Here is a 24,123-nt window from a genome sequence, read left to right as displayed (position 1 = left end):
ATTTGACCGCATTCCAATGTGGGAGCTGGCTTGCCTGCGATGAGGCCCGTTCATGCACTGCAGATTTCAGATCCCAGCCGCCGCCAACCCCGGCACCACCCAATCACTGACCTGGAACGGCTTGCGAATCAGCCGCTCCTTCGACGCCAGGTCCACCGCATCCTGCAGCTTGCCCAGGAACACCGGATCCAGGGTCGATGGGAAAATCTCGCTGAGTTTCTGGTCCTTCAAATCATTGGTCAGAATCACCGGCGGATAACTCGCCAGCCCCGACACCAGCTCGATATACGCCTGCTTGTTGTTGTCATCGGTCAACCACTGCACCGCCTGCTGCTGGGCCTTGAGCAGCTTGGCCACCACCTCGGGATGGGCGTCGACAAACTTGCCACTGCCCACCAGCACCGCCTGCACGCTGCCTGCGCCACCCAGGTCCTTGGTGGTCAGGGGGATTTCGGCCAGGCCCTTGGCCTGCAGTGAGCTCAGGTTCGACCCGCCCCAGGTGGCATCGATCTGCTTGGCGGCCAGGGCGGCCACGGCGGCGTTGAAGTCCAGGTTGATGATTTTCAGGTCCTTTTCACTCAAGCCCTGGCTGGCCAGGGCGCCGTTGAGGGACAGTTGGGTAGCCGTGCCGCGAAACACCGCCACGCGCTTGCCCTTCAGGTCCTGCAAGGTTTTGATCCCCGAGCCCGGCACCACGCCCAGGTACTGTTTCACCCCGCGCGCGGTGGCGCTCAGCAACCGGGTGTCGAGGCCATTGGAGCGGCCGATGATCGCCGCCAGATCGCCCAGGTACGCCAGGTCTACCTGGCCGTTGGCGAAGGCTTCATTGATCACGGGGCCGGCGCCCTTGAAGTAATTCCACTGGATCTTGATGCCCTGGTCGGCGAAGGCTTTTTCAAAGATCTGCTGGCTCCTCAGGACGTCCGTCACGCCGCCTCCACTGTTCTGGGTGCCAGCACTCAGGTCGGGCACAGCAATACGGATTTCCTTGAGGTCGGCGGCATGTACCAACCCGGCGAGCGCAGTGCCGGCGACCAGGGTGATCAAGCGTTTGAAGGGCAGTTTCATGGAGTGTGCTCCTGTGGGCGACGGTGGCCTGGGGAGCAGAAAGTACGCACAACGCGGTCAAAACTTTAAATACTATAAATTCACAATTTAATAGCTTTTTGGACTATGCAGCTGCAGATGGCGGTTCCAGAGGGTTATGCATCAACAGCATGGAAAATATTCTCCAAATGCATTGGATGCGTGTCGGGCAGAGGCTTTAAATGGTTTTTCTTATCCCTAAATAATCTTGATTGTTTATTTATAAGATCAAAATCACATAAAGCACTTACCGACCACGGAGGTCTTCCATGGCCCGAATCTCACTGCTGAGCCTGCCGCTGGCCGCTACGCCGAAGGGCGAGCGGGCCCATTGGCCGAACCTGAGTGAACGTCTGCTGCCATGGCTGCTGCCACTCACGCTGTTTGCCCTGTGGTGGCTGGCCAGCCGTCAGCATTGGATGAGCGAGCAGATCCTGCCAGCGCCCGCGCTGGTCTGGAGCAGTGCCGTGGAACTGGCCGGCGGCGAGTTGTGGAGCCACTTGGCGATCAGCTTGCAACGGCTGTTCTGGGGGCTGTTAGCCGGCATCGGCGCCGGGGCGCTGTTGGGCGCGCTGCTGGGTTTCAGTGCCCGTGCCGAACGCCTGGTGTTCCCGACCTTCAGTGCCCTGTCGCAAGTCCCGACCCTGGCGTGGATCCCGCTGTTCATGGTGTTTTTCGGGATTGACGAAACCCTCAAGCTGGTGGTGCTGGTCAAGGCGATTGTGGTGCCTGTGACCCTGCACACCCTGGTCGGCGTGCGTGATGCCCAGCCCGGTTTGCGCGAGGCCGCACGGGTGCTGCGCTTGCCCACTCATCTGTTGATCCGCCGGCTGATCCTGCCCGCCGCACTGCCCGCGTTCATGGCCGGGGTACGCCTGGCCTTGGCCGCCGGCTGGACCTCACTGCTGGCCGTGGAGTTGCTGGCCTCCAGCGAAGGCATCGGCTACCTGATGGTCTGGGCGCGGCAGTTGTTCATGCTCGATATCGTGTTTGTGTGCATCGTGGTGATCGGGGTGCTGGGCGTGGCGATGGATCGCGGCATTGGCTGGCTGGACCGCAAATGGGTGCATTGGCCCCATCCGGCGACCGCGCAGATCCGCCGTGGCCCGCGCTACCAAGGCTGGCAACGCCTGCAACCCTGGTTGCTGCCCCTGAGCCTGTTGGCGCTGTGGCAGTCAGCGACGGCCCTGGGCTGGGTCGATCCCAATATCCTGGTCAGCCCTTGGACCGTGCTGTACACCACCGCCAGCGGCGTATTCGATGGCAGCCTGCTCAGTGCCCTGGGCAAAAGCCTGGGACGTACCTTGAGCGGTTTGCTCCTCGGCGGCGGGCTGGGTTTTGCCCTTGGTCTGTTGTTGGGCCTGTCGCGCCGCAGTGAGCGAGTGCTCGGCCCGACCCTGGCGGCCCTGCGCCAGATCGCGATCTTTGCCTGGGTGCCGCTGCTCACCGCCTGGTTCGGCCTGGGGGAGTTGGCCAAGTCAGTGTTTATCGCCCTGGCCGCGTTTTTCCCGCTGTTCATCGCCACTCAACGCAGCGTGCTGAACCTCTCGCCGCAGCTCAATGAAGCCGCCCAGGTGCTGCGCCTGAGCCTGGCCTTGCGCCTGCGTCGCCTGGTGTTGCCAGGGGCGGCGGCGGGGATTTTCGCCGGGCTGCGCCTGAGCCTGATCTACGCCTGGCTGGGCACCATCGGCGCCGAATACTTCATGCCGTCCAATGGCGGCATCGGCAGCCTGATGATCGGCGCCCAGCAGCTGCTGCGCATGGACCTGATCATGAGCGGCATGCTGCTGGTCGGTCTCACCGGCGCGGCACTCAACCTTATCGGCCAACGCATCGAAACCCGCGCCACGCGCTGGAGACACGCATGACTGCACCTATTGTCAGCTTCAACCATGTGGGCAAGACCTTCGACGTCGATGGCTTCGAGCTGGAGGCCATCCGCGAATTCAACCTGGATATTGCCGAAGGCGAGTTCGTCGCGATTGTCGGTTCCAGCGGCTGCGGCAAATCCACGTTGCTGCGCCTGCTGATCGGTCTGGATACGCAGTTTCGCGGCGAGATCCGCGTCGATGGCCAGGCCGTGGAAGGCATCGGCGGCGAACGCGGCATCGTGTTCCAGGAACACCGTCTGTTCCCATGGCTGACGGTCGCGCAAAACATCGGCCTGGGCCTGGTCAACGAGCCCTTGAGCGAGGCCGAGCGCCAACAGCGCATCAGCGATTTTATCGAGCTGGTCGGCCTCAGCGATTTCACCCGCGCCTACCCGCACCAATTGTCTGGCGGCATGGCACAACGGGTGGCGATCGCCCGTGGCCTGGTGGCCAGCCCGCGCATCCTGCTGCTGGACGAGCCCTTCGGCGCCCTCGACGCCCTGACCCGCCAGCAGATGCAGGATGAGCTACTGGCGATCCGTGCCCGCGCGAAGATCACCACCGTGCTGGTGACCCACGATGTGGAGGAGGCGATTTTCCTCGCCGACCGCGTGGTGGTGATGGAGCCCCGGCCTGGGCGGATCAAGCAGGTGGTGGATATCGCCCTGCCCCATCCGCGCCAGCGCAGCAGCTTTGACTTCCACCAATTGCGCGAAGAACTGCTGCACGAACTGATCAGCGATGACCACTACCAGCCGCCGCTGCGTGAACAGATCCGTGACCTGCCCCTGGCCTTTATTGCCTGCTGATTGAGGAGTGTCTTGATGCCGCAACGTCCCAACTTTCTAGTGATCCTGGCCGATGACATGGGCTTCTCCGACCTCGGAGCCTTTGGTGGGGAAATCTCCACGCCGCACCTGGACGCCCTGGCGCTCAACGGCCTGCGCCTGACCGACTTTCACACCGCGCCCACCTGCTCGCCGACCCGTTCGATGCTGCTCACCGGCACCGATCACCATATCGCCGGGATCGGCACCATGGCCGAGGCGCTGACCCCAGAGCTGATCGGCAAGCCGGGCTACGAAGGCTATCTCAACGACAAGGTGGTGGCCCTGCCCGAACTGCTGCGCGAGGCCGGTTACCAGACCTTGATGAGCGGCAAATGGCACCTGGGGCTGACGGCGGAGCTGGCGCCCCACGCCCGTGGTTTCGAGCGTTCGTTCTCGCTGTTGCCGGGGGCGGCCAACCACTATGGTTTCGAGCCGCCCTACGACGCCAGCACACCCGGGCTGCTCAAATCCACCCCGGCGCTGTACATCGAGGACGACACCTTCGTCGAGCAATTGCCCGAAGGTTTCTATTCCTCCGATGCCTTCGGCGACAAGCTGCTGCAGTACCTCAAGGAACGCGACCAGGCCCGGCCATTTTTCGCCTACCTGCCGTTTTCCGCCCCGCACTGGCCGTTGCAAGCGCCGGTAGAAATCGTCGATAAATACCGTGGCCGCTACGACGCCGGCCCCGAGGTGCTGCGTCTGGAGCGCCTGGAAAAACTCAAGGCCCTGGGGCTGATCGATGCCGACGTCGAGCCCCATCCGCTGATCGAGCTGAACACCCAATGGGCGGCTTTGAGCGATGAACAACGCCAGGTTTCGGCGCGGGCCATGGAGGTTTATGCGGCGATGGTCGAGCGCATGGACTGGAACATTGGCCGGGTGGTGGAGTACCTGCGCCAGCAGGGGCAACTGGACAATACCTTTATCCTGTTCATGTCCGACAACGGTGCCGAAGGCGCGCTGCTGGAAGCCTTCCCCAAGTTCGGCCCCGAGCTTCTGACCTACCTCAACCAGCACTACGACAACAGCCTGGGCAATATCGGCCGCGCCAACTCCTATGTCTGGTATGGGCCATCGTGGGCCCAGGTGGCGACGGCACCTTCGCGCCTGTTCAAGGCCTTCACCACCGAAGGCGGGATTCGTGTGCCGGCGCTTGTGCATTACCCGCAATTGGCTCTCAAGGGGCGGATCAGCCATGGCTTCGGCACGGTGATGGACATCACCCCGACCATTCTCGACCTGGCCGGCGTGCGCCACCCCGGCAAACAGTGGCGCGGCAAGCCGATTGCACCGCTGCGGGGCAAGTCGTGGCTGGGCTTTTTGTCTGGGGAAACCGCGCAAGTGCACGACGAACATACCGTCACCGGCTGGGAGCTGTTCGGGCGCCGGGCGATTCGCCAGGGGCAATGGAAGGCGGTGTATATCCCGGGCCCCGTAGGGCCGGCGACCTGGCAGTTGTATGACCTGGGGCGTGATCCTGGGGAAATCCATGACCTGGCGTTGAGCCAGCCGGAGAAACTGGCGACCTTGATTGGGCACTGGCAACAGTATGTGGAGGAGACGGGGGTGGTGCTCAGTGCTTCGCCGTTTCAGCCGGACTGAGGTTTTGTAGTGCCTGGTAGGGCCCCTTCGCGAGCAAGCCCGCTCCCACATTCGACCGAGTACATTCTTTGGAATGCGATCGAATGTGGGAGCGGGCTTGCTCGCGAAAGGGCCCTAACAGGCACCGCCTACCCCTGCGCCATCTCCCGCAACCGCCCTACATCAAGTATCTCAATCTCCCCATACCCCAACCGCACAACCCCCTGCTCTTGCAACGCCTTGAGCAGCGTATTGGTCGTCTGGCGCGACACCCCCAGCATCGCCGCCAAATCCTCCTGGGCCAGTTGCACCACGCGCCGCGAGCCATCGATCTCGCCATAACCCTCGGCGATCATCCACAACCGATGGGCTACCCGCACTGACGGGGGCGCAAGGCTCAACTGCTCGATATTGATAAAGCTCAGCCGCAACTTCTGGCTCATCAGCAAGGCCATGTCCCGCCAATAGGCCGGGGTTTGCGCAAGCAGTTGCAACATCGCCGACTGCGGTACCTGCAACAGCGTACAAGGCCCGACCGCACAGGCGTCGTGGGTGCGTGGCAGGCCGTCGAACACGGCGATTTCACCGAACCAGAAAGGCGCCTGCGCCAGGCTCAGCAACGCCTCCTTGCCCTGCTCGTTCACCGCGCTGATACGCAGGCTGCCATCGAGCACCGCATACAAGCCACACGGCGGATCCCCGCGCTTGAACAGCACCTGCCCCGCCGTCAGCTGCCGCACGCGGGCATGGGCCAGCAGACTATGCTGCAAGGGAGCGGGCAGATGACGGTACCAGTGGCCGCTGGACAGCCGCCCATGCCAAGACTCTGCGTCCATGAGAACTCCAAAGATTGTCGCCCAGTTGACAGTTTGTCGCAGTCCTACAGGGCATGATCAAGCATCCTACAGGAGGAATAACAATGAAAAGCCTCGTCGACCATCTGAGCCAATACGCCGCCTACCACCGCGACCCACGCAACATCGCCAGCCACTTTATCGGCATCCCCATGATCGTCGTCGCCGTCGCCGTGCTGCTGTCACGCCCCGAATGGACGTTGGCCGGCCTGTGGCTGTCGCCGGCAGTGCTGCTGGCGTTGTTTTCTGCGGGGTTCTACCTGCGCCTGGAGCTGGCGCTTGGCGTATTGATGAGCGTGCTGATGGGCCTGTCGGTATGGGCCGGGCATGTGCTGGCGGCGCAAAGCACGCTGGTGTGGCTCAGCAGCGGCATCGGCCTGTTTGTGCTGGGCTGGGTGATCCAATTTGTCGGCCATTACTACGAGGGGCGCAAGCCGGCCTTTGTCGATGACGTGTCCGGGCTGATCGTCGGGCCGTTGTTTGTGGTGGCGGAGTTGGCGTTTCTGGTGGGGTTGCGCCATGAGCTCAAGCGGCAGATCGAGGAGCGGTCGGGGCCGGTGGCCGTGCGTCACAAGAACGCCACGGCCTGAGAGGCACCGGTAATCCAAATGTGGGAGCGGGCTTGCTCGCGAAAGCGGCGGTTCAGTCGGTACATCCAGTGACTGACCCAGCGCTTTCGCGAGCAAGCCCGCTCCCACAGGTTTTTTGCAATCTTTTTAAGCCTTTTGCCAGACCTTGGGCTTGAAGAACAACGTCGCGCCCCGCGCCAGCCCGGTCAGGCTGTCGTGATCCTTCACCACTTCGGCTTCGATCAGTTCGCTCTGGCCTTCGACCTTCAGTGTGATGCGCGTGGTGGCGCCCAGGGGGCGGATGTCGCGCACTTGCGCGGCGTGGTGGTCTTCCAGTTCATGGCGTGACAACGACACCTCGTGCGGGCGGAACAGTACGTGCTGGTCTTCGCCCAGGTGCAGGCGGTTGGAGTCGCCCAGGAAGTGGTAGACGAAATCGCTGGCCGGGTTTTCGTAGACGTCACCCGGTGAGCCGATCTGCTCGATCACGCCCTTGTTCATCACCACGATCCGGTCGGCGACTTCCATGGCTTCTTCCTGGTCGTGGGTCACGAACACCGAGGTCAGGTTGATGTCCTCGTGCAGCCGCGCCAACCAACGACGCAGTTCCTTGCGCACCTTGGCATCCAGGGCGCCGAACGGCTCGTCGAGCAGCAGCACCTTGGGCTCCACCGCCAGGGCGCGGGCCAGGGCAATACGCTGGCGCTGGCCGCCGGAGAGTTGTTCCGGGTAGCGATCCGACAACCAGTCCAGTTGCACCATGTTCAGCAACTCGTGAACCTTGGCCGCGATCTGGGTTTCGTTCGGACGCTGGTTCTTGGGTTTCATGCGCAGGCCGAATGCGACGTTGTCGAATACGGTCATGTGGCGGAACAGCGCGTAGTGCTGGAACACAAAACCGACGTTGCGATCACGCACATCGTGGCCGGACACGTCTTCGCCGTGGAACACGATGCTGCCGGCGTCCGGTGTTTCCAGGCCGGCAATGATGCGCAGCAAGGTGGTCTTGCCGCAGCCGGAGGGGCCCAGCAACGCCACCAGCTCGCCACTCTGGATATCCAGGTTGATGCTGTCCAGGGCCTTGAAGGCATTGAAGTTCTTGCTGACGTTACGGACTTCGATCGACATGACTTATTCCTCAGCCGCACCGGCGCGCAGGCGGTTAATTCGGTTCTCGCTCCACTGCTTGAGCAGCAGGATGAAGAGCGCCAGGATCAGCAACAGACTCGCCACCGCAAACGCAGCGACGTGGTTGTATTCGTTGTAGAGAATCTCGACGTGCAGCGGCAAGGTGTTGGTCACGCCGCGAATGTGGCCGGACACCACCGACACCGCGCCGAACTCACCCATCGCCCGCGCGGTACACAGCACCACGCCGTAGATCAGGCCCCACTTGATGTTCGGCACAGTCACATGCCAGAACATCTGCCAGCCATTGGCGCCCAGCAGGCGCGCGGCTTCTTCTTCCTGGGTGCCCTGTTCCTGCATCAGCGGGATCAACTCGCGGGCCACGAAGGGCACGGTGACGAAGATGGTCGCCAGCACGATGCCCGGCAAGGCGAAGACGATCTGGATATCGTGATCCTGCAGCCACGGCCCGAAGAAGCCCTGGGCACCGAACATCAGCACGTAGACCAGACCAGCGATCACAGGCGAGACCGAGAATGGCAGGTCGATCAGCGTCACCAGCATGCTCTTGCCACGGAACGAGTACTTGCTCACGCACCAGGCCGCACTGACGCCGAACACCAGGTTCAGCGGTACCGAGATCAGCACCGCAATCACCGTCAGCTTCAAGGCCGACAGCGCATCGGGCTCGAAGATCGCGGCGAAGAACGCGCCGAGGCCAAGCTTGAGGCCCTGGGATACCACGATAAACAGCGGTAACAGCAAGAACAGGGCGAAGATAAGCCAGCCAAGGCCGATCAGGATACGTCGCGACACCGCACTGCCACGACGGGCAGCGTTGGCCGAAGACGCGGCGGAAATAGACGATTGGGACATGTTCCGCGCCTCCTTATGGACGTTCGATGCGCCGCTGCAACAAGTTGATCAGCAGCAGCAGGACAAAGGAAACCACCAGCATCAGCACGCCGATGGAGGTAGCGCCGGTGTAATCGTATTGGTCGAGCTTGACCATGATCAGCAACGGCAGGATCTCGGTTTTCATCGGCATGTTGCCGGCGATGAAAATCACCGAACCGTACTCACCCACACCTCGGGCGAACGCCAGGGCAAACCCGGTCAGCCAGGCCGGCAGCAGCGCCGGCACGAGGATGTAGCGGAACACTTGCCAGGGCTTGGCACCCAGGCAGGCCGCGGCTTCTTCGATTTCCCGGGGGATATCAGCCAAGACCGGCTGCACGGTACGTACCACGAAGGGCAAGGTGACGAAGGTCAGGGCCAGGGTGATACCCAGCGGGGTGTAGGCGATCTTGAAGCCCATGTCGGTGGCGAACTGCCCAACCAGGCCAGACGGCGCGTACAGCGCGGTCAGCGCAATACCGGCCACGGCGGTGGGCAGGGCGAACGGCAGGTCGATCATCGCGTCGATAATCTTGCGCCCGGGGAAGGTGTAGCGCACCAGCACCCAGGCCAGCAGCGTACCGATCACGCCGTTGATCAGCGCAGCGTACAGGGCCGTGCTGAAGCTCAACTTCAACGCCGCCCACACGCGCGGCGCCGAGATGATGGCCCAGAACTGATCCCAGGTGAGTTGGGCGGCGTGGACGAACATGGCCGCCAGCGGTATGAGCACAATCAGGCTGAGGTACACCAAGGTGTAACCCAGCGTCAGCCCGAAGCCGGGTATGACGGGGGAGATACGACGCGACATAAAAGTCCTTGGTTAACAGTTAGATACCACTGCAAGAATGAGTTTATGTGGGAGCGGGCTTGCTCGCGAAAGCGGCGTGTCAGTCACTGAATGCGTTGACTGGCACACCGCTTTCGCGAGCAAGCCCGCTCCCACATAAGCCGCATTCCACAGGGAGGCCGTGTTGGTTATTGGGCCGTGTAGATCTGGTCGAACACGCCACCGTCATTGAAGAATTTCGGTTGGGCAGTTTTCCAGCCGCCGAAGTCTTTGTCGATAGTCACCAGGTCCAGTTTCGGGAACTGCTGGGCGTATTTGGCGGCCACATCCTTGTCACGCGGGCGGTAGAAGTTCTTCGCCGCGATCTCCTGGCCAGCCGGGCTATACAGGTGGTTGAGGTACGCCGTGGCGATTTCGGTGTTGCCCTTTTTCTCGGCGTTCTTGTCGACCACGGCCACGGGTGGCTCGGCGAGGATCGACAGGGACGGCACGATGATGTCGAACTTGTCGGCACCGCCATCTTCCTTGAGGGCCAGGAACGCTTCGTTTTCCCAGGCCAGCAACACGTCACCCTGACCGTTGTTGACGAAGGTGATGGTCGAACCGCGTGCACCGGTGTCGAGGATCGGCACGTGCTTGAACAGCTCTTTCACGTATTCCTGGGCCTTGGCTTCGCTGCCACCGGCCTTGAGGCCATAGGCCCAGGCGGCGAGGAAGTTCCAGCGGGCGCCGCCGGAGGTTTTCGGGTTCGGCGTGATCACCGACACGTCGTTCTTGATCAGGTCGCCCCAGTCCTTGATGCCCTTGGGGTTGCCCTTGCGCACCAGGAACACGATGGTCGAGGTGTAAGGCGTGCTGGCCTCAGGCAGGCGGGTCTGCCAGTTCTCCGGCAGGGTCTTGCCCAGCTTGGCGATTTCGTCGATGTCGCCGGCCAGGGCCAGAGTCACCACGTCGGCGCGCAGGCCGTCGATCACCGCCCGGCCCTGTTTGCCCGAACCACCGTGGGACTGTTGGATCTTCACGTTGTCGCCAGGGTGCGCCTTCTTCCAGAAGCTGGTGAATTCGGCGTTGTAGTCCTGGTACAGCTCGCGGGTCGGATCGTAGGAAACGTTGAGCAGTTCGTAATCCTTGGCCACTGCGGAACCGGCAAACACGGCGCTGGCCAGGGCGGCCAGGGCATAACGGCGAATCGACGACATAGACAAGCTCCTGAAATTCTTGGGTGTTGGCTTTTTCTTATGAATACGGTCCCGCAATCGAATCGCCGTGTTGCCTCAGCTCGGTTTGTTGCCCGGGCTCTGCAAGCGGAATTTCTCTTTGCGTTCGATCTGCACCACTTGGGCGTTGTGTACGGTGATTTCCACTGCGCCGAAACGCAGGTCACGCAATGCGCTTTGGATCTCGCGCAAAATGGCTGCTTCGTCCTGGCCGTCAACGCTGCGTAGAGATGCGCTCATGGTCGTGCTCCTGAAATGAGAAGTGCCTGGCAGTGGCGGCACTGCTTGCGGCGTGAGAGCGATAGTAGATAAGCGCGGATATTCTTAAAAAATACTATTTAAGAATGTTTATATAACCAGAAAGAATTTTCAGGCAGGGCATGACGTTACACCGAGTGGAGATCCAAATGTGGGAGCGGGCTTGCTCGCGAATGCGGTGTGCCAGTCACCGAATTTGCTGGCTGACACACCGCATTCGCGAGCAAGCCCGCTCCCACATTTACTGTATTTCAACCCCAGATAGAGGTCAGCGGATGGCGGGGGCTCTGGCCCAATCAATGTCGGCCGCCAGCATCGGCCGACCAAACCAGTAGCCTTGGCCGAGGTCGCACTGGTGATTCAGCAGGAACCGCGCCTGTTCCATCTGCTCGATGCCTTCGGCCTGCACTTGCATGCCCATGCTCTGCGCCAAGGCAATGACCACCCGCACAATCGCCGCATCATCTTCATCCCACGGCAGGCCGGCGACGAAGCCCTGGTCGATTTTCAGCTTCTGTACCGGCAGGCGCTTGAGGCGCAGCAGTGACGAATAGCCGGTACCAAAATCATCGATGGCCAGGCTCAGGCCCAGCTCGCGCAGGCGGTGCAGTTGTTCCAGGGCCACTTCCGGATCATCCATCACCGCGCTTTCGGTGACTTCCAGCTCCAGCTTTGCCGGGTCCAGGCCGGTGTCGTGCAGCACCTTGGCTACCTGCTCGTACAGTTCGCGGCGGGCAAACAGTCGGCTGGAAACATTCACCGCGAGGAACGACAGCGTTTTGCCTTCCTCCAGCCATCGGCACATCTGGCGACAGGCCTGATCCATGACCCAGGCATCGATCTCGGCGATCAACCCGGTGCGTTCGGCAATCGGGATAAATTCCGCAGGCGGCACCAGGCCACGCTGCGGGTGCTGCCAGCGCACCAAGGCTTCAACGCCAATCAGGACGCTGGTTTGCAGGTCGTGCACCGGCTGGTAATAGACGCGAAGCTCATGCTGATCCAGGGCGCGGCGCAGCTCGTTGCCGACCTCGATCCGGTTCTGCGCGTGGGCGGTCAGTTCCTCGGTGTACAAGGCGAAGCCTTCACGCCCGGAGCTCTTGGCCTTGAACAAAGCGGAGTCAGCGTTACGCAGCAGTTGTTCGGCACTCAAGGCGTCGCTGGGGAACAGGCTGATACCAATACTGACGCTAACAAACAATTGGTGACCGTCGAACACAAACGGCAGCTTCATGCTGTCGATAATCCGCTGGGCCAGGGCCGCCGCCTGGACCACCTGTGGACAACTTTCCGCCAGCACCGCGAACTCATCGCCGCCCAGGCGCGCCAGGGTCACGCCGGGGCCGAACAGACCCTGCAGGCGCTCGCCCACCGCCTTGAGCAACTGGTCGCCGACATTGTGACCAAGGCTGTCGTTGATGATTTTGAAATGGTCCAGATCAAGCATCAGCAGCGCGCAGCCACGCTTGTGGATCTGCGCCGAGGCCAGCGCCTGTTCGGCGCGGTCGGTAAACAGCAGGCGGTTGGGCAGGTCGGTCAATGGGTCGTGGTGAGCCAGGTGGGCCAGTTCACGCTCGGAATGCTTGATGGCGCTGATGTCGGAAAACACCGCCACATAGTGGCTGATCTGACCCTGCTCATCATGGATGACGCGGATGGTTTGCCACTGTGGATAGATTTCCCCGCTTTTACGGCGATTCCAGATCTCGCCGCTCCATTCCCCATCCTGGTTAAGCGTGCGAAACATTTGCTCATAAAACGCCGGCGAATGACGGCCGGACTTGAACAGGCTCGGTTGGCGGCCCATCACATCGTCCACCTGGTAACCGGTGATTTCGATAAAGGCGCGATTGACGTGAACAATCCGCCCTCGGGCGTCGGTAACCAGCACCCCTTCGCGGGTGCAATCGAACACCGCTGCCGCCTGACGCAGGCGCTCGCGGTTTTCCTTCAGCGGTTGCTGGATCCGGTGGGTGCGGGCGCTGCGGGCGCATAACAGGAAGATAAACAGGGCGCTGAGAGTCACCCACAGGTAACCGCGCAGCATCTGCCAGTGAACCATTTCCCTGGGTTCATCAATGAAATTGATAAATACCTGCTGACTGAGCTGAATCCACAAGACGGAAATCAGCAAATACACCAGCCCTGCACGTAGGGCACCTCGGTATGAAAGCAGCATATGACCAGTAATCCTTACTAAAAAACAGAATCGCCCTACAGAGGTTGCGGATTATAGAATAAGTAACATCCCGTCACTCCTATTCAAAAGGGCGACTGGTTTTATCTGTTGGCTTAGTGATAATGCGTGAGCTGTTCTTTTCTTTATCTGAGGGCCATACAGCCTATGTGGTACAACGGTTTTCTTGACTTGTCAGCCTGGCAACTGGTGGCAGTCACTCTGTTGATGACCCACGTGACCATTATCGGTGTCACGGTCTATCTGCACCGCTATTCAGCCCACCGCTCCCTGGAGCTCAATGCTGGCCTGAAACACTTCTTCCGCTTCTGGCTATGGTTGACCACGGCGCAGAACACCCGCGAGTGGACCGCCATCCACCGCAAGCACCACGCCAAATGCGAAACCGTCGACGATCCCCATAGTCCGGTGATCAAGGGCCTGTCCACGGTCCTGCGCAAAGGGGCCGAGCTGTACCGCGCCGAGGCCGAAAACCCCGAGACCCTGCGCATCTACGGCAAGAACTGCCCGGACGACTGGATCGAACGCAAACTCTACACCCGTTATCCGCTGCTGGGCGTGGCCCTGATGGGCGTCATCGACGTGCTGCTGTTCGGTACCATCGGCATCACCATCTGGGCGATCCAGATGATGTGGATCCCGTTCTGGGCCGCCGGTGTGATCAACGGCCTGGGCCATGCCATCGGCTATCGCAACTTCGAATGCCGCGACGCGGCGACCAACCTGGTGCCGTGGGGCATCATCGTCGGTGGCGAAGAGCTGCATAACAACCATCACACCTACCCCAACTCCGCCAAACTGTCGGTGAAGAAGTGGGAGTTCGACCTGGGCTGGGCCTGGATCAAGGTGTTCAGCTTCCTGCGCCTGGCCAAGGTTCAGCGGGTCGCGCCGATTGCCCACCGGGTTGAAGGCAAAGGCCACCTGGACATGGACACCGCCATGGCGATCCTCAACAACCGCTTCCAGATCATGGCCCAGTACCGCAAGTTGGTGATCGCGCCGCTGGTCAAGCAGGAACTGGAAAAGGTCGATCATTCGGTACGCCACCAGTTCCACCGCGCCAAGCGCCTGCTGTCGCGCGAGACCAGCCTGCTGGATGAGCGCCATCACCTGCGCATCCAGAGCATGCTGGAGCACAGCCAGGCCTTGAAAGTGATCTACGAAAAGCGCCTGGCGCTGCAACAGATCTGGCTCAAGACCAGCAGCAACGGGCATGACATGCTCGCGGCCATCAAGGAATGGGTACACGAGGCCGAGGCCAGCGGGATCCAGTCCCTGCGTGACTTTGCCCACCAGTTGAAAACCTACTCCCTGCGGCCCGCGACCGCCTAAGCGTTGCAGGAGCCGGAAGGACGTCCAGTCCTTACCGGCTCCACAATTTTTTGGCGCCATTTCACAGTCGCCGAATATTCCGTCTCAATCGCGACTGATAACGGAACTTAGCTGCAATTCCCCTCTCTCAAACAACACTTCGCCATCCCGGCGGGCTTCGTTTTGACTGCTGTTCGATGCTGCGGCATGTCCAGAGAGAATTGTGCCGATGGTCCACGAAACGGACTCCCCAACCCCGACCACCCCTGACTCGACGGATACCTCACGGCCGGCGGCTGTCACCACCTGGCTGGCGTTAATGCATGCCCAGGGCGAGGTGGAGCGCCTGAGCGAGCGCGAACAGTTACTGAGCTCGCTGCTGATCAGCGTAAATGCCGTGCTCTGGGTCATCGAGTGGGAAACCCGGCGCGTGCTGTACGTAAGCCCCGCCTATGAGCGCATCTTCGGGCGCTCGGCCAGCCTGCTGTTGGCCGAACACCGTGGCTGGCGCGACAGCATCCACCCTGAAGACCAGCAATACGCCGAGCAAAGCCTGGCCCAAGTACTGGAGCTGGGTGCGGTCGAGGATCGCCAGTACCGCATCATCACCGCAGACGGGCAGATCCGCTGGCTCAGCGACAAGTGCTTTACCAACCAGCAGGCCACGCCGGGAAAACCGCTGATTGTGGTGGGCATCGCCGAAGACATCACCGAAAAGAAGCACCTGGAACTCGAACTGCAACGCCTGGCCACCACCGACGTGCTGACCCGCAGCAGCAACCGTCGGCACTTCTTTGAATGCGCCCATCACGAATTCGAACGGGCCAGCGCCCAAGGCCTGCCCCTGGCCTTCCTGCTGTTGGACATCGACAACTTCAAGACCATCAACGACACCTACGGCCACCTGGAGGGCGATCAGGTGTTGCTGCGCATCGCCGAGAGCGGTCGCGGGGTATTGCGCCGTGGCGACCTGTTCGGGCGCATTGGTGGCGAAGAGTTTGCTGCGGTACTGCCGGGATGCGCGCCGGAAAGGGCCATGCAAGTCGCCGAACGCCTGGGGCAAGAAGTGCGGCAACTGGACTTCAGCCATGAAGGCCACCCCTACAGCGTGACCGTCAGCCAGGGCCTGGCCAGCCTCACCGCCGAAGATGCAACCCTGGACAGCCTGTACGCCCGGGCCGATGCCGCGATGTATGAAGCCAAGCGCCAGGGCAAGAACCGGGTAATTGCCGGCTGAAGGCCTGCCCACAGTAGCCGGCGATGACCAGCTCAAAGCCCCAGACAAAAAACCTGGATACACCACAAAACAAATGTGTGGCTTGCCTGCGATGGCACACAACTTTCAGATAATGACGAACTCCCCTGTGGCGAGCGGGCTTGCCCCGCGCTGGGTTGCGAAGCAGCCCCAAAAAGCCCGCCGCGTTTCTTCAGATACACCACGATGGCCAGGTATAGGGCTGCTTCGCAGCCCAGCGCGGGGCAAGCCCGCTCGCCACAACAGCTATATCTGCCTGGATTTAGGCGTTGCGGCAGAGTTGTGTAGATACCGATGGATATCGCGGGCAAACCCGTTCCCACAAGGGATCTCGGCCCGGTAGGGAATTTGGATTTGCCACAAAACAAATGTGGGAGTTGTCGAGCTATAGCGAGGCTACGATGGCGGCGGCACATTCAGCACTGTGCCTGCCTGACACCGCGCCTACACAGGCTTGCGGATGCGCATCAGCTCCGAAACCCCGACCTTGAGCAGCCGCGCCGTCTTGCCCTTGGCCAGCGCCTCGACACCTTCATGCTCGCTCAGCCCTGCCAGTTGCGCCGCCATGTTCATCACCAGCGCCTCCCGGGAATACACCCCGCCTTCCAGGGAGTAGATCGCCGCGATCAGTTGGCGCAGTTCCAGGGGCAAGCGCCAGCGCGTGCGCAGGGCCGAGCCGTAGCTGGCGCCATAGGTGGACAACGACTCGCCAATCAACTCATCGTCCAGTTCACCGCCGCCCTGGCGCCACTCCTGCAAGCTGCGCAGCAGCGCCAGGTCGCCCAGGCGGTGGAGAATACCGGCGCTGTAGCAGCGCTCGTGGTCAAGGTCGAGCATGCGCGCCAAGGAGCGACCGTATTGCGCAGTCTGCTGGGACAGCTGCCAATGGCGCTCGGCGTATTCCATCAGGCCGGGATCGCTAAGGATCACGTTGTGCTTGAGGGCCAGGCCAAGGATCAGGTTCATGCTCTGCCCGGCTGCCAGCTTGTGCAGGGCCATCGACAGCGTCTGCACCGGCGTGCCGTGCTGCCCGGCGCTGTTGGCGGCGGCAATTAGTACGGCCGTGATCTGTGGATCGGTTTTTACCTGCTCTTCCAGTTGCTTGAGATCCAGGCCTTCCGGCGCCAGGCTGCCTTGCACGGCGGCCTTGACGTCAACCCGCAGCGGCGCGCCGTCCGACAGCTCGCGGCGCCGCTCCAGGAACACCGGCAAGGTCATGCCCGCCGCCAGGGCCGGCGCCTCGCAATACACCGTCTCGCCTTCATTGAGCAGCAGATCCTGCAGGCGCTGCGTAAGGCCTTCCATGTTCAAGGGTTTGGTCAGGTAAGCAGTCGGCGCCAACGGCAACGCTTCGCGCACGCTGGCGGCGTCATTGCGTGTGCTCAACAGGATAAACGGCAAGGCCGGCACACGCCGACGCTGACGCACACTGCGCAACAGGCTCAGGCCATCAACGCCCGGCAGCTCCCAATCGGCAATGATCAAATCGTAGGGTTTGTCTCGCAGCAACTCGGCGGCTTGCTGCCCGTCGGCGCACACATCCAGCCGCGCGTCGCAGCGCACATTCAACAACACCTGCTTGAGCAGATCCCGCGACCAGGGGTCGGTCTCGGCAATCAGCACACGGGGTACGGCAGGTAAATCAACAGCAGTCATGCAGCACGCTCCATCGGCAATCCTTGCACCTTAGACAAAGGAAGCGCCCGCGTACAATGAACAAGGCCTGAATCGGTGCACAACCCACAAAAAAACCCCGCCGAAGCGGGGTTTTCCTGTCGATCGGGTCAGCCTGCGTTTACAGCTCGCAGAAGCACTCTTCGATGATCGCCAAGCCTTTGTCCAGTTGCTCGTCCGGCGAGGTCAGCGGGACCAGTACGCGCAACACGTTGCCGTAGGTGCCGCACGACAGCAGGATCAGGCCCTTGTCACGCGCCTTGGCCACGACGGAGGCTACCGCCGCAGCGTTCGGCTTGTGGCTGTCGCCATTCTCGAACAGCTCGACCGCGATCATCGCACCCAGGGCACGCACTTCACCGATCACCGGGTACTTGGCCTGGATAGCCTTGAGGCCGGTGACCAGACGCTCGCCAACCGCCTTGCAGCGGTCCAGCAGGTGCTCTTCTTCGAACACTTCCATCACCGCCAGGGCCGCGGCGCAAGCGATCGGGCTACCGGCATAGGTGCCGCCCAGGCCGCCTGGGGCGATGGCGTCCATGTATTCGGCCTTGCCGCACACACCGGCCAGCGGGAAGCCGCCAGCGATGGATTTGGCGAAGGTGGTCAGGTCGGCGGCTACGCCCATCTGCTCCATGGCGAAGAAGGTCCCGGTACGGCCGGCACCAGTTTGCACTTCGTCGGCGATCAGCAGGATGCCGTGCTTGTCGCACAGTTCGCGCAGGCGCTTCATGAAGGCTTTAGGCGCGACGTAGAAACCGCCTTCGCCCTGCACCGGCTCGATGATGATGGCCGCGATATCACGCGGCTCGGCATCGTTTTTGAAGATGCGTTCGATGCTGGCGATGGAGTCGTCAATGCTCACGCCGTGCAACTCGTTCGGGTACAGCGCACGGAAGATGCCGCCCGGCATCAGGCCCATGCCAGCGGAGTACGGCACGACCTTGCCGGTCAGGCCCAGGGTCATCATGGTGCGGCCGTGGTACGCACCAGTGAAGGCGATCACGCCGGCACGGCCAGTCGCGGCACGCGCGATTTTCACCGCGTTTTCAACGGCTTCGGAACCAGTGGTGACCAGCAGGGTTTTCTTGGCGAAATCACCCGGGACCTTGGCGTTGACTTTTTCGCACAGCTCCACGTAAGGCTCATAGGCCAGGACCTGGAAGCAGGTGTGGGTCAGCTTGTTCAGCTGTTCGGTCACGGCCGCGATGATTTTCGGGTGCAGGTGACCGGTGTTCAGTACAGCGATGCCGCCGGCGAAGTCGATGAACTCGCGACCTTCTACGTCGGTTACCGTGGCGTTCTTCGCGGATTCGGCGAAGATCGGGTGAATCTGGCCAACACCGCGCGGTACAGCGGCTTCGCGGCGTTTCATCAAGGAAGCGTTGGTCTTGTTGCTCATAAATTCCTCATTCGCCACTCATCGGGTGGCGCGGTCCAAGGATTACGTGGAGGGGAGGCAACTACGCCAGCATGCGATGATCGACTGCCACAGCTTTCCCGGCCACTTCGAATAACGGTGTGAAACACGCAAAGGGACAGCGCTCTCGTGCCCTTTGCGTTTGCAGCGATACCTTGCTGGTTAGATGCCCAGGCAGAGGTATTTGATTTCCAGGTAATCCTCGATCCCGTACTTGGAACCTTCACGGCCCAGGCCCGAAGCCTTGATCCCGCCGAACGGTGCCACTTCGTTGGAGATCAGCCCGGTGTTGACGCCGACCATACCGTATTCCAGGGCCTCGGCCACACGGAACACACGGCCCAGGTCGCGGGCATAGAAGTAGGACGCCAGGCCGAACTCGGTGTCGTTGGACATGGCGATCACTTCGGCTTCGTCTTTGAAGCGGAACAGTGGCGCCAGCGGGCCGAAGGTTTCTTCCTTGGCCACAGCGGCGTTTTTCGGCACGTTGGTGAGGATGGTCGGCTCGAAGAAATTACCTTCCATGACCTTACCGCCAGCCAGCAACGTCGCGCCTTTGCTCAGGGCATCGGCGATGTGTTCCTGGACCTTGGCCACGGCTTTTTCATCGATCAGGGGCCCGGTGGTGGTGCCGTCTTCCAGACCGTTGCCGATCTTCAACTTGGCCACGGCCGCTTTCAGTTTTTCAGCGAACGCGTCGTACACCGAGTCCTGGATATACAGGCGGTTGGCGCATACACAGGTCTGGCCGTTGTTGCGGTACTTGGAGATGATCGCGCCTTCGACGGCCTTATCCAGGTCGGCGTCGTCGAACACGATGAACGGCGCGTTACCGCCCAATTCCAGGGAAACTTTCTTAATGTCCTTGGCGCATTCGGCCATCAACTGGCGACCGATTTCGGTCGAGCCGGTGAAGGACAATTTACGCACGGTCGGGTTGCTGGTCAGCTCGCTGCCGATATCGCCGGCGCTGCCGGAAACCACGCTGAACACGCCGTTGGGGATGCCAGCACGCTGGGCCAGCTCCGCCAGGGCGAACGCCGAGAACGGGGTTTGCGACGCAGGCTTGAGGACCATGGTGCAACCCGCGGCCAGGGCCGGGCCGGCTTTACGGGTAATCATGGCGGCCGGGAAGTTCCACGGCGTGATGGCGGCGGTGACGCCGATTGGCTGCTTGATCACAATCAGGCGCTTGTCCGGCTGATGGCCAGGGATCACGTCACCGTAGACACGCTTGGCCTCTTCGGCGAACCACTCGATGAACGAAGCGGCGTAGACGATTTCGCCCTTGGCTTCGGCCAGCGGCTTGCCCTGCTCCAGGGTCATCAGGCGCGCCAGGTCATCCTGGTTCTCGATGATCAGCTCGAACCAGCGACGCAGCTTGTTCGCACGGTCCTTGGCGGTCAGTGCGCGCCAGGCCGGCAAGGCCTTGTCGGCGGCTTCGATGGCACGACGGGTTTCGGCGGCGCCCATCTTCGGCACGGTGCCCAGGATCTCGCCAGTCGCGGGGTTGTTGACCTTGATCGTTTGACCGTTGTCCGCATCGACCCAAGCGCCATCAATAAAGGCTTGCTGGCGGAACAACTGGGTGTCTTTAAGCTGCATGTCGGCTTTCCTTAACAGCACCGCGCGCGCGCGGGGCAAATTAGAGTTGTTGAAAGGCGCCTCGAAGGCTGCCGTCAGGGAAATCAGTCACTGGGCGCAAGCTGAAACATCGCGCACGGGAGACAGAGCGTTTGAAATCTCAAACGAATCCTAGGATCAATGGGGGGGCAGGGCAATAGTCTGTTCGAAAAAAAGAACGAAAACGGCGCATTAGCCGGATTATTCTGACAAGCGTACGCCAGCCGGATTCAACCCCAAGGGCACACACCGCCCGGTACAGAGCCTCCCTACTCCAGAATCCCACCGGCAGACGGCCAAAAACCAGCATGGACGCCCAAGGTCGACATGGGTATGATGGCGCCCGCACAAGCATCCGTAGCTCAGCTGGATAGAGTACTGCCCTCCGAAGGCAGGGGTCGTGGGTTCGAATCCCGCCGGGTGCACCAGATACAAACAAAAAGCCCCAGGTCTTGCGACCTGGGGCTTTTTTGTGGGCGTTTGCTCAGCGCTTTTGCAACGCCTCCAACCGAGCCGGCAGGTCTTCGTCAGGAAAGCGCGTGTGCAAGTCCAACAGCTTTTCATCCGCTGCCCTGCTCTCACCCGCCTCGCGCAGATGCACAATCTCCTCAAGCCCTTGCTCCAGGGACTGCGGTTTGGCGGCCATCTGCTTGCTCATTTTGGCCATGGGCTCATCAGCCATTGCACTGGCCATCTCAGCCTGGACCGGCGCGCTGTCTGCCTGTGGCGCTATCGCCAGGCGAACCATCGGCGCGGGGGCGGCTGGAGCACTCAGTGCCTGCGGCGGCGCGGCGGCGTATTCGAAGGTCTCGGGCAGGTTGAGGTCGGACACTGGTGAGCGCAGTACCACGCCAATCAACAGCGCAACCCCGGCCACGGTGGCAAACGCTATTTGCCAGCGTGGTCGTTGGCAGGCTTGCAGCCAGCGTTGCCACAGGCTTGGCGCGGGCGTGGGAGCTTCGCGGCGGGCGGCGGCGAGGATGAAGGCGTCGAGGGACGCGGGTGGCTCACTGGCGCTGTGTTGGCGAAAGTGCTGGATCAGCCCTTCGTCAGTCGGATCCTGGGGGTGTCGGGAGTCAGTCATACGGGTACCTCCTCGGCCAGCAGCCGACGCAGTTTCTGCTGGGCGTAACGCAAGCGGCTTTTTACCGTTTCCAGTGGGCTGCCGGTGAGGGCGGCAATTTGCGGCAGTTCCAGCTCGCCATGCAGACGCAGCATAAACACTTCGCGCTGGTCTTCGGGCAGGTCTTGCAACGCAGCCTCCAGACGGCCCTGGTCGCGGCTCAGGCTCAGTTGCTGCTCGGGGCCGGCGCTGTCGTCGAGCTGGGCGTGCAGTTGTTCTTCGTAACTGTCGTGCAACGGGTTGTGGATGCCGTGCTTGCGCCAATGGTCGATCAGGCGGTTGCGGCCAATCTGGAACAACCAGGTACGAAAACTCGCCCGGCCTTGTGGCTCGGTGGTACTGCGGATCAGGCTGAGCCAGGTGTCCTGGTAGATTTCCTCGGCCAGTTCGGCCTTGTTGCAAAGGCCGACGAGAAACCGGTAGAGGCCCTGGCGATGCCGGGTGTACAGGGTTTCGAATGCACCAGCATCACCCTTGCGGTAGCGGGCCAGCAGCGATTCGTCGCTGGGGGGGTCATCTGATACGGCCATGTTAGGTGGCGAACTCCTTTCGATGGATCAATGCAGATTACCTGTGGGAGCCGGGCTTGCCCGCGATAGCGGTGGGTCAGGCACTGTTTTCGGCGCTGACCCACCGCTATCGCAGGCAAGCCAGCTCCCACAGGGGATCTCTGTTGTGGGCAAGATCAGTGTTTGAGGCTTTGGGCCAGCTCCACCAACTGTACGAATTCATTGCGCAGTCCGTAGGGGTCATCACCACGGGCCGAGCGGGCCAGGGTGGCGGTGTCCTTCAGGCTCATGGTGCCAGTGTAGCGGCCATCGCCCTTGAGCTGTTGGGCGAAAGCGGCCACGGCGGCCGAGAAGCGCAGGTCATCGCTGGCAGGGGTGGGCTGGTTGGCGATGGGGCGTTCGATCAATTGGCTGTTACCGCCCGCAGCGGGCTTGTAGCGCACCCGCAGCATCGCCAGCTCGGCGGATTTGCCTTCAACCGCAGGCGCGGCGGCATAGCGCAAAGGCTCCAACCAGCCCTTCTCGCCCTTGGGGACGATTTCGTACAGCGCGGTCAGCGTATGTCCTGCGCCGATTTCACCGGCATCAACCTTGTCGTTGTTGAAATCCTCACGCTTCAAGGCGCGGTTTTCATAGCCCAGCAGGCGATATTCGCTGACTTGGGCCGGGTTGAATTCCACCTGCAGCTTCACATCCCGCGCCACCACGGCCAGGGTCGAGCTGAGTTGCTCCACCAGCACCTTGCGCGCTTCACGCAGGTTGTCGATGTAGGCGTAGTTACCGTCGCCCGCGTCGGCCAGTTGTTCCATCAGGTGCTCGTTGTAGTTATCCACGCCAAAACCCAGGGTGGTCAGGGACACCCCACTTTGGCGTTGGTCCACGGCCATCTGCTTAAGGCTGTCGAAGTCGCTGATGCCCACGTTGAAGTCACCGTCGGTGGCCAGCAGGATGCGGTTGATACCCTTGTCGATAAAGCCTTCGCGGGCCATCTGGTAGGCCAGTTCGATACCCGACGCGCCCGCCGTCGAGCCGCCGGCGGTCAATTGGTCGATGGCGTTGCGGATTTTTGCCTTGTCACGCCCGGACGTGGGCTTGAGCACGACCCGCGATTCGCCGGCATACACCACCAAGGACACGCGGTCCTGAGCGCGCAGTTGGTCCACCAGTAGTTTGAGGGTGCTTTTGACCAGCGGCAGACCTTCGCGACGGTCCATGGAGCCGGAAACATCCACCAAAAACACCAGGTTGGCCGGCGCCAGGTCGGCCACGGCGCGGTCGGTGGCCTTGATGCCGATGCGCAACAATTTTGTGCGCGGGTTCCAAGGCGTGGCGGCGAGCTCGGTGGTGACGCCAAAGGGTGAACTATCGGTGGGCAGCGGATAGGTGTACGGGAAGTAATTGACCATTTCCTCCAATCGCACAGCGCCTTCAGGCGGCAAGCGACCTTGGTTGAGGAAACGCCTGACGTTGGCATAGCTGCCAGTATCGACGTCGACGCTGAAAGTGGAAACCGGGGTCTCGGCGACGCGATGCACCGGGTTGTCCGGCAGGCTGGCGTATTGCTCGCGAGGTTCACTGCGGTAATCCATCGTTGCCATTTCTCGCACCAGCATCGGTGCCGGCATCTCCATCTGTTTGACCAGGGCGCCCTGGGCCGGCGCGCTTTGCAGCTCGGCGACGGGCGCCGGGTCAACAGGCTTGGCGGCATCGGGGGGTGACGATAGCCCACACCCAGCCAGCATCACCAGCAGGGTAACGGTAAAGCCTTGGGCAGCAGGACGCAGCAAAAGCAGAGAGCGGGACATGGGCTGAACCTCGTGAATGAATGATCCGTTCAACCGATCAGACGTAACCCAACCTCCCTACGGGTTAAACGCGGACTGCTCCGTGCGCTCGCTGCGTCACTTTTCGAGACACAATCCGACTG

Annotated in this window: 20 protein-coding genes and 1 tRNA gene; 7 read left to right on the top strand and 14 right to left on the bottom strand. The window is 61.7% G+C overall.

Annotated features, from left to right (window positions below; translation table 11 throughout):
• Positions 1–66: 66 nt before the first annotated feature.
• Entirely contained in the window at positions 67–1,068 is a 1,002-nt protein-coding gene (locus JTY93_RS00910; RefSeq protein WP_205480079.1) for an ABC transporter substrate-binding protein, read from the bottom strand.
• Positions 1,069–1,355: 287 nt separating this feature from the next.
• On the opposite strand from JTY93_RS00910, the gene JTY93_RS00905 reads away from it, so the two are divergent.
• The 3 genes from JTY93_RS00905 to JTY93_RS00895 are packed head-to-tail and all read left to right on the top strand — an operon-like array spanning position 1,356 to position 5,392.
• The gene (locus JTY93_RS00905) at positions 1,356–2,954 is read left to right on the top strand and encodes an ABC transporter permease (RefSeq protein ID WP_205480082.1); all 1,599 of its coding nucleotides are present in this window, start codon (positions 1,356–1,358) and stop codon (positions 2,952–2,954) included.
• Entirely contained in the window at positions 2,951–3,766 is an 816-nt protein-coding gene (locus JTY93_RS00900) for an ABC transporter ATP-binding protein (RefSeq protein ID WP_205480085.1), read from the top strand. Before JTY93_RS00905 ends, JTY93_RS00900 begins: the two co-directional genes overlap by 4 nt.
• 15 nt (positions 3,767–3,781) lie before the next feature.
• On the top strand, positions 3,782–5,392 hold the full coding sequence (locus JTY93_RS00895; protein ID WP_205480087.1) for an arylsulfatase: 1,611 nt from the start codon (positions 3,782–3,784) through the stop codon (positions 5,390–5,392).
• A gap of 128 nt (positions 5,393–5,520) precedes the next feature.
• On the opposite strand, the gene JTY93_RS00890 is transcribed toward JTY93_RS00895, so the two are convergent.
• Entirely contained in the window at positions 5,521–6,207 is a 687-nt protein-coding gene (locus tag JTY93_RS00890; RefSeq protein WP_205480089.1) for a Crp/Fnr family transcriptional regulator, read from the bottom strand.
• Between the two features lie 83 nt (positions 6,208–6,290).
• Between JTY93_RS00890 and JTY93_RS00885 the strand changes: the two genes are divergently transcribed.
• On the top strand, positions 6,291–6,815 hold the full coding sequence (locus JTY93_RS00885) for an Mpo1 family 2-hydroxy fatty acid dioxygenase (protein ID WP_205480091.1): 525 nt from the start codon (positions 6,291–6,293) through the stop codon (positions 6,813–6,815).
• Between the two features lie 126 nt (positions 6,816–6,941).
• Here JTY93_RS00885 and JTY93_RS00880 read toward each other — a convergent pair whose 3' ends face one another.
• From JTY93_RS00880 to dibA, 6 genes are all read right to left on the bottom strand, one after another.
• Positions 6,942–7,922, bottom strand: a complete 981-nt coding sequence (locus JTY93_RS00880) for a sulfate/molybdate ABC transporter ATP-binding protein (RefSeq protein ID WP_205480099.1) — start codon at positions 7,920–7,922, stop codon at positions 6,942–6,944.
• Positions 7,923–7,925: 3 nt separating this feature from the next.
• Positions 7,926–8,798: a sulfate ABC transporter permease subunit CysW gene (gene cysW / locus JTY93_RS00875; protein WP_029299486.1), complete on the bottom strand. Its 873-nt coding sequence runs from the start codon at positions 8,796–8,798 to the stop codon at positions 7,926–7,928.
• 13 nt (positions 8,799–8,811) lie between these two features.
• The gene (cysT, locus tag JTY93_RS00870) at positions 8,812–9,630 is read right to left on the bottom strand and encodes a sulfate ABC transporter permease subunit CysT (protein WP_169991717.1); all 819 of its coding nucleotides are present in this window, start codon (positions 9,628–9,630) and stop codon (positions 8,812–8,814) included.
• 167 nt (positions 9,631–9,797) lie between these two features.
• Entirely contained in the window at positions 9,798–10,808 is a 1,011-nt protein-coding gene (locus JTY93_RS00865) for a sulfate ABC transporter substrate-binding protein (RefSeq protein ID WP_029299484.1), read from the bottom strand.
• Between the two features lie 75 nt (positions 10,809–10,883).
• Complete coding sequence (gene oscA / locus JTY93_RS00860) at positions 10,884–11,066, bottom strand: sulfur starvation response protein OscA (RefSeq protein ID WP_029299482.1); 183 nt, start codon at positions 11,064–11,066, stop codon at positions 10,884–10,886.
• A gap of 286 nt (positions 11,067–11,352) precedes the next feature.
• Entirely contained in the window at positions 11,353–13,263 is a 1,911-nt protein-coding gene (dibA, locus tag JTY93_RS00855; protein ID WP_205477909.1) for a phosphodiesterase DibA, read from the bottom strand.
• A gap of 165 nt (positions 13,264–13,428) precedes the next feature.
• Here dibA and desA point away from each other — a divergent pair, with 165 nt between their 5' ends.
• Both desA and JTY93_RS00845 read left to right on the top strand, forming a co-directional pair.
• Positions 13,429–14,613 carry a delta-9 fatty acid desaturase DesA gene (desA, locus tag JTY93_RS00850; protein WP_169991712.1) on the top strand — a complete coding sequence of 395 codons (1,185 nt, stop codon included), beginning with the start codon at positions 13,429–13,431 and terminating at the stop codon, positions 14,611–14,613.
• A 208-nt stretch (positions 14,614–14,821) separates the two neighbouring features.
• Positions 14,822–15,829 carry a sensor domain-containing diguanylate cyclase gene (locus JTY93_RS00845; RefSeq protein ID WP_205477910.1) on the top strand — a complete coding sequence of 336 codons (1,008 nt, stop codon included), beginning with the start codon at positions 14,822–14,824 and terminating at the stop codon, positions 15,827–15,829.
• Positions 15,830–16,291: 462 nt separating this feature from the next.
• Here JTY93_RS00845 and JTY93_RS00840 read toward each other — a convergent pair whose 3' ends face one another.
• The 3 genes from JTY93_RS00840 to gabD form a co-directional block, all read right to left on the bottom strand.
• Positions 16,292–17,503: an HDOD domain-containing protein gene (locus JTY93_RS00840; protein WP_205477911.1), complete on the bottom strand. Its 1,212-nt coding sequence runs from the start codon at positions 17,501–17,503 to the stop codon at positions 16,292–16,294.
• Between the two features lie 139 nt (positions 17,504–17,642).
• Entirely contained in the window at positions 17,643–18,923 is a 1,281-nt protein-coding gene (gabT, locus tag JTY93_RS00835) for a 4-aminobutyrate--2-oxoglutarate transaminase (protein WP_104911329.1), read from the bottom strand.
• A gap of 180 nt (positions 18,924–19,103) precedes the next feature.
• Entirely contained in the window at positions 19,104–20,546 is a 1,443-nt protein-coding gene (gabD, locus tag JTY93_RS00830; RefSeq protein WP_205477912.1) for an NADP-dependent succinate-semialdehyde dehydrogenase, read from the bottom strand.
• A 369-nt stretch (positions 20,547–20,915) separates the two neighbouring features.
• Here gabD and JTY93_RS00825 point away from each other — a divergent pair.
• Positions 20,916–20,992 (top strand) — tRNA-Arg (locus JTY93_RS00825).
• 56 nt (positions 20,993–21,048) lie between these two features.
• Here the strand turns inward: JTY93_RS00825 and JTY93_RS00820 are convergent.
• The 3 genes from JTY93_RS00820 to JTY93_RS00810 form a co-directional block, all read right to left on the bottom strand.
• On the bottom strand, positions 21,049–21,648 hold the full coding sequence (locus JTY93_RS00820) for a hypothetical protein (RefSeq protein WP_205477913.1): 600 nt from the start codon (positions 21,646–21,648) through the stop codon (positions 21,049–21,051).
• On the bottom strand, positions 21,645–22,217 hold the full coding sequence (locus JTY93_RS00815) for an RNA polymerase sigma factor (RefSeq protein ID WP_205477914.1): 573 nt from the start codon (positions 22,215–22,217) through the stop codon (positions 21,645–21,647). Before JTY93_RS00815 ends, JTY93_RS00820 begins: the two co-directional genes overlap by 4 nt.
• A gap of 155 nt (positions 22,218–22,372) precedes the next feature.
• Entirely contained in the window at positions 22,373–24,001 is a 1,629-nt protein-coding gene (locus tag JTY93_RS00810; RefSeq protein ID WP_205477915.1) for a vWA domain-containing protein, read from the bottom strand.
• Between the last annotated feature and the right edge of the window lie 122 nt (positions 24,002–24,123).

Source organism: Pseudomonas hygromyciniae, from assembly GCF_016925675.1.
Classification (GTDB): Bacteria; Pseudomonadota; Gammaproteobacteria; order Pseudomonadales; family Pseudomonadaceae; genus Aquipseudomonas; species Aquipseudomonas hygromyciniae.
The sequence above is the reverse complement of the archived record's forward strand: the minus strand, read 5'-3'. Positions and strand labels throughout refer to the sequence as shown.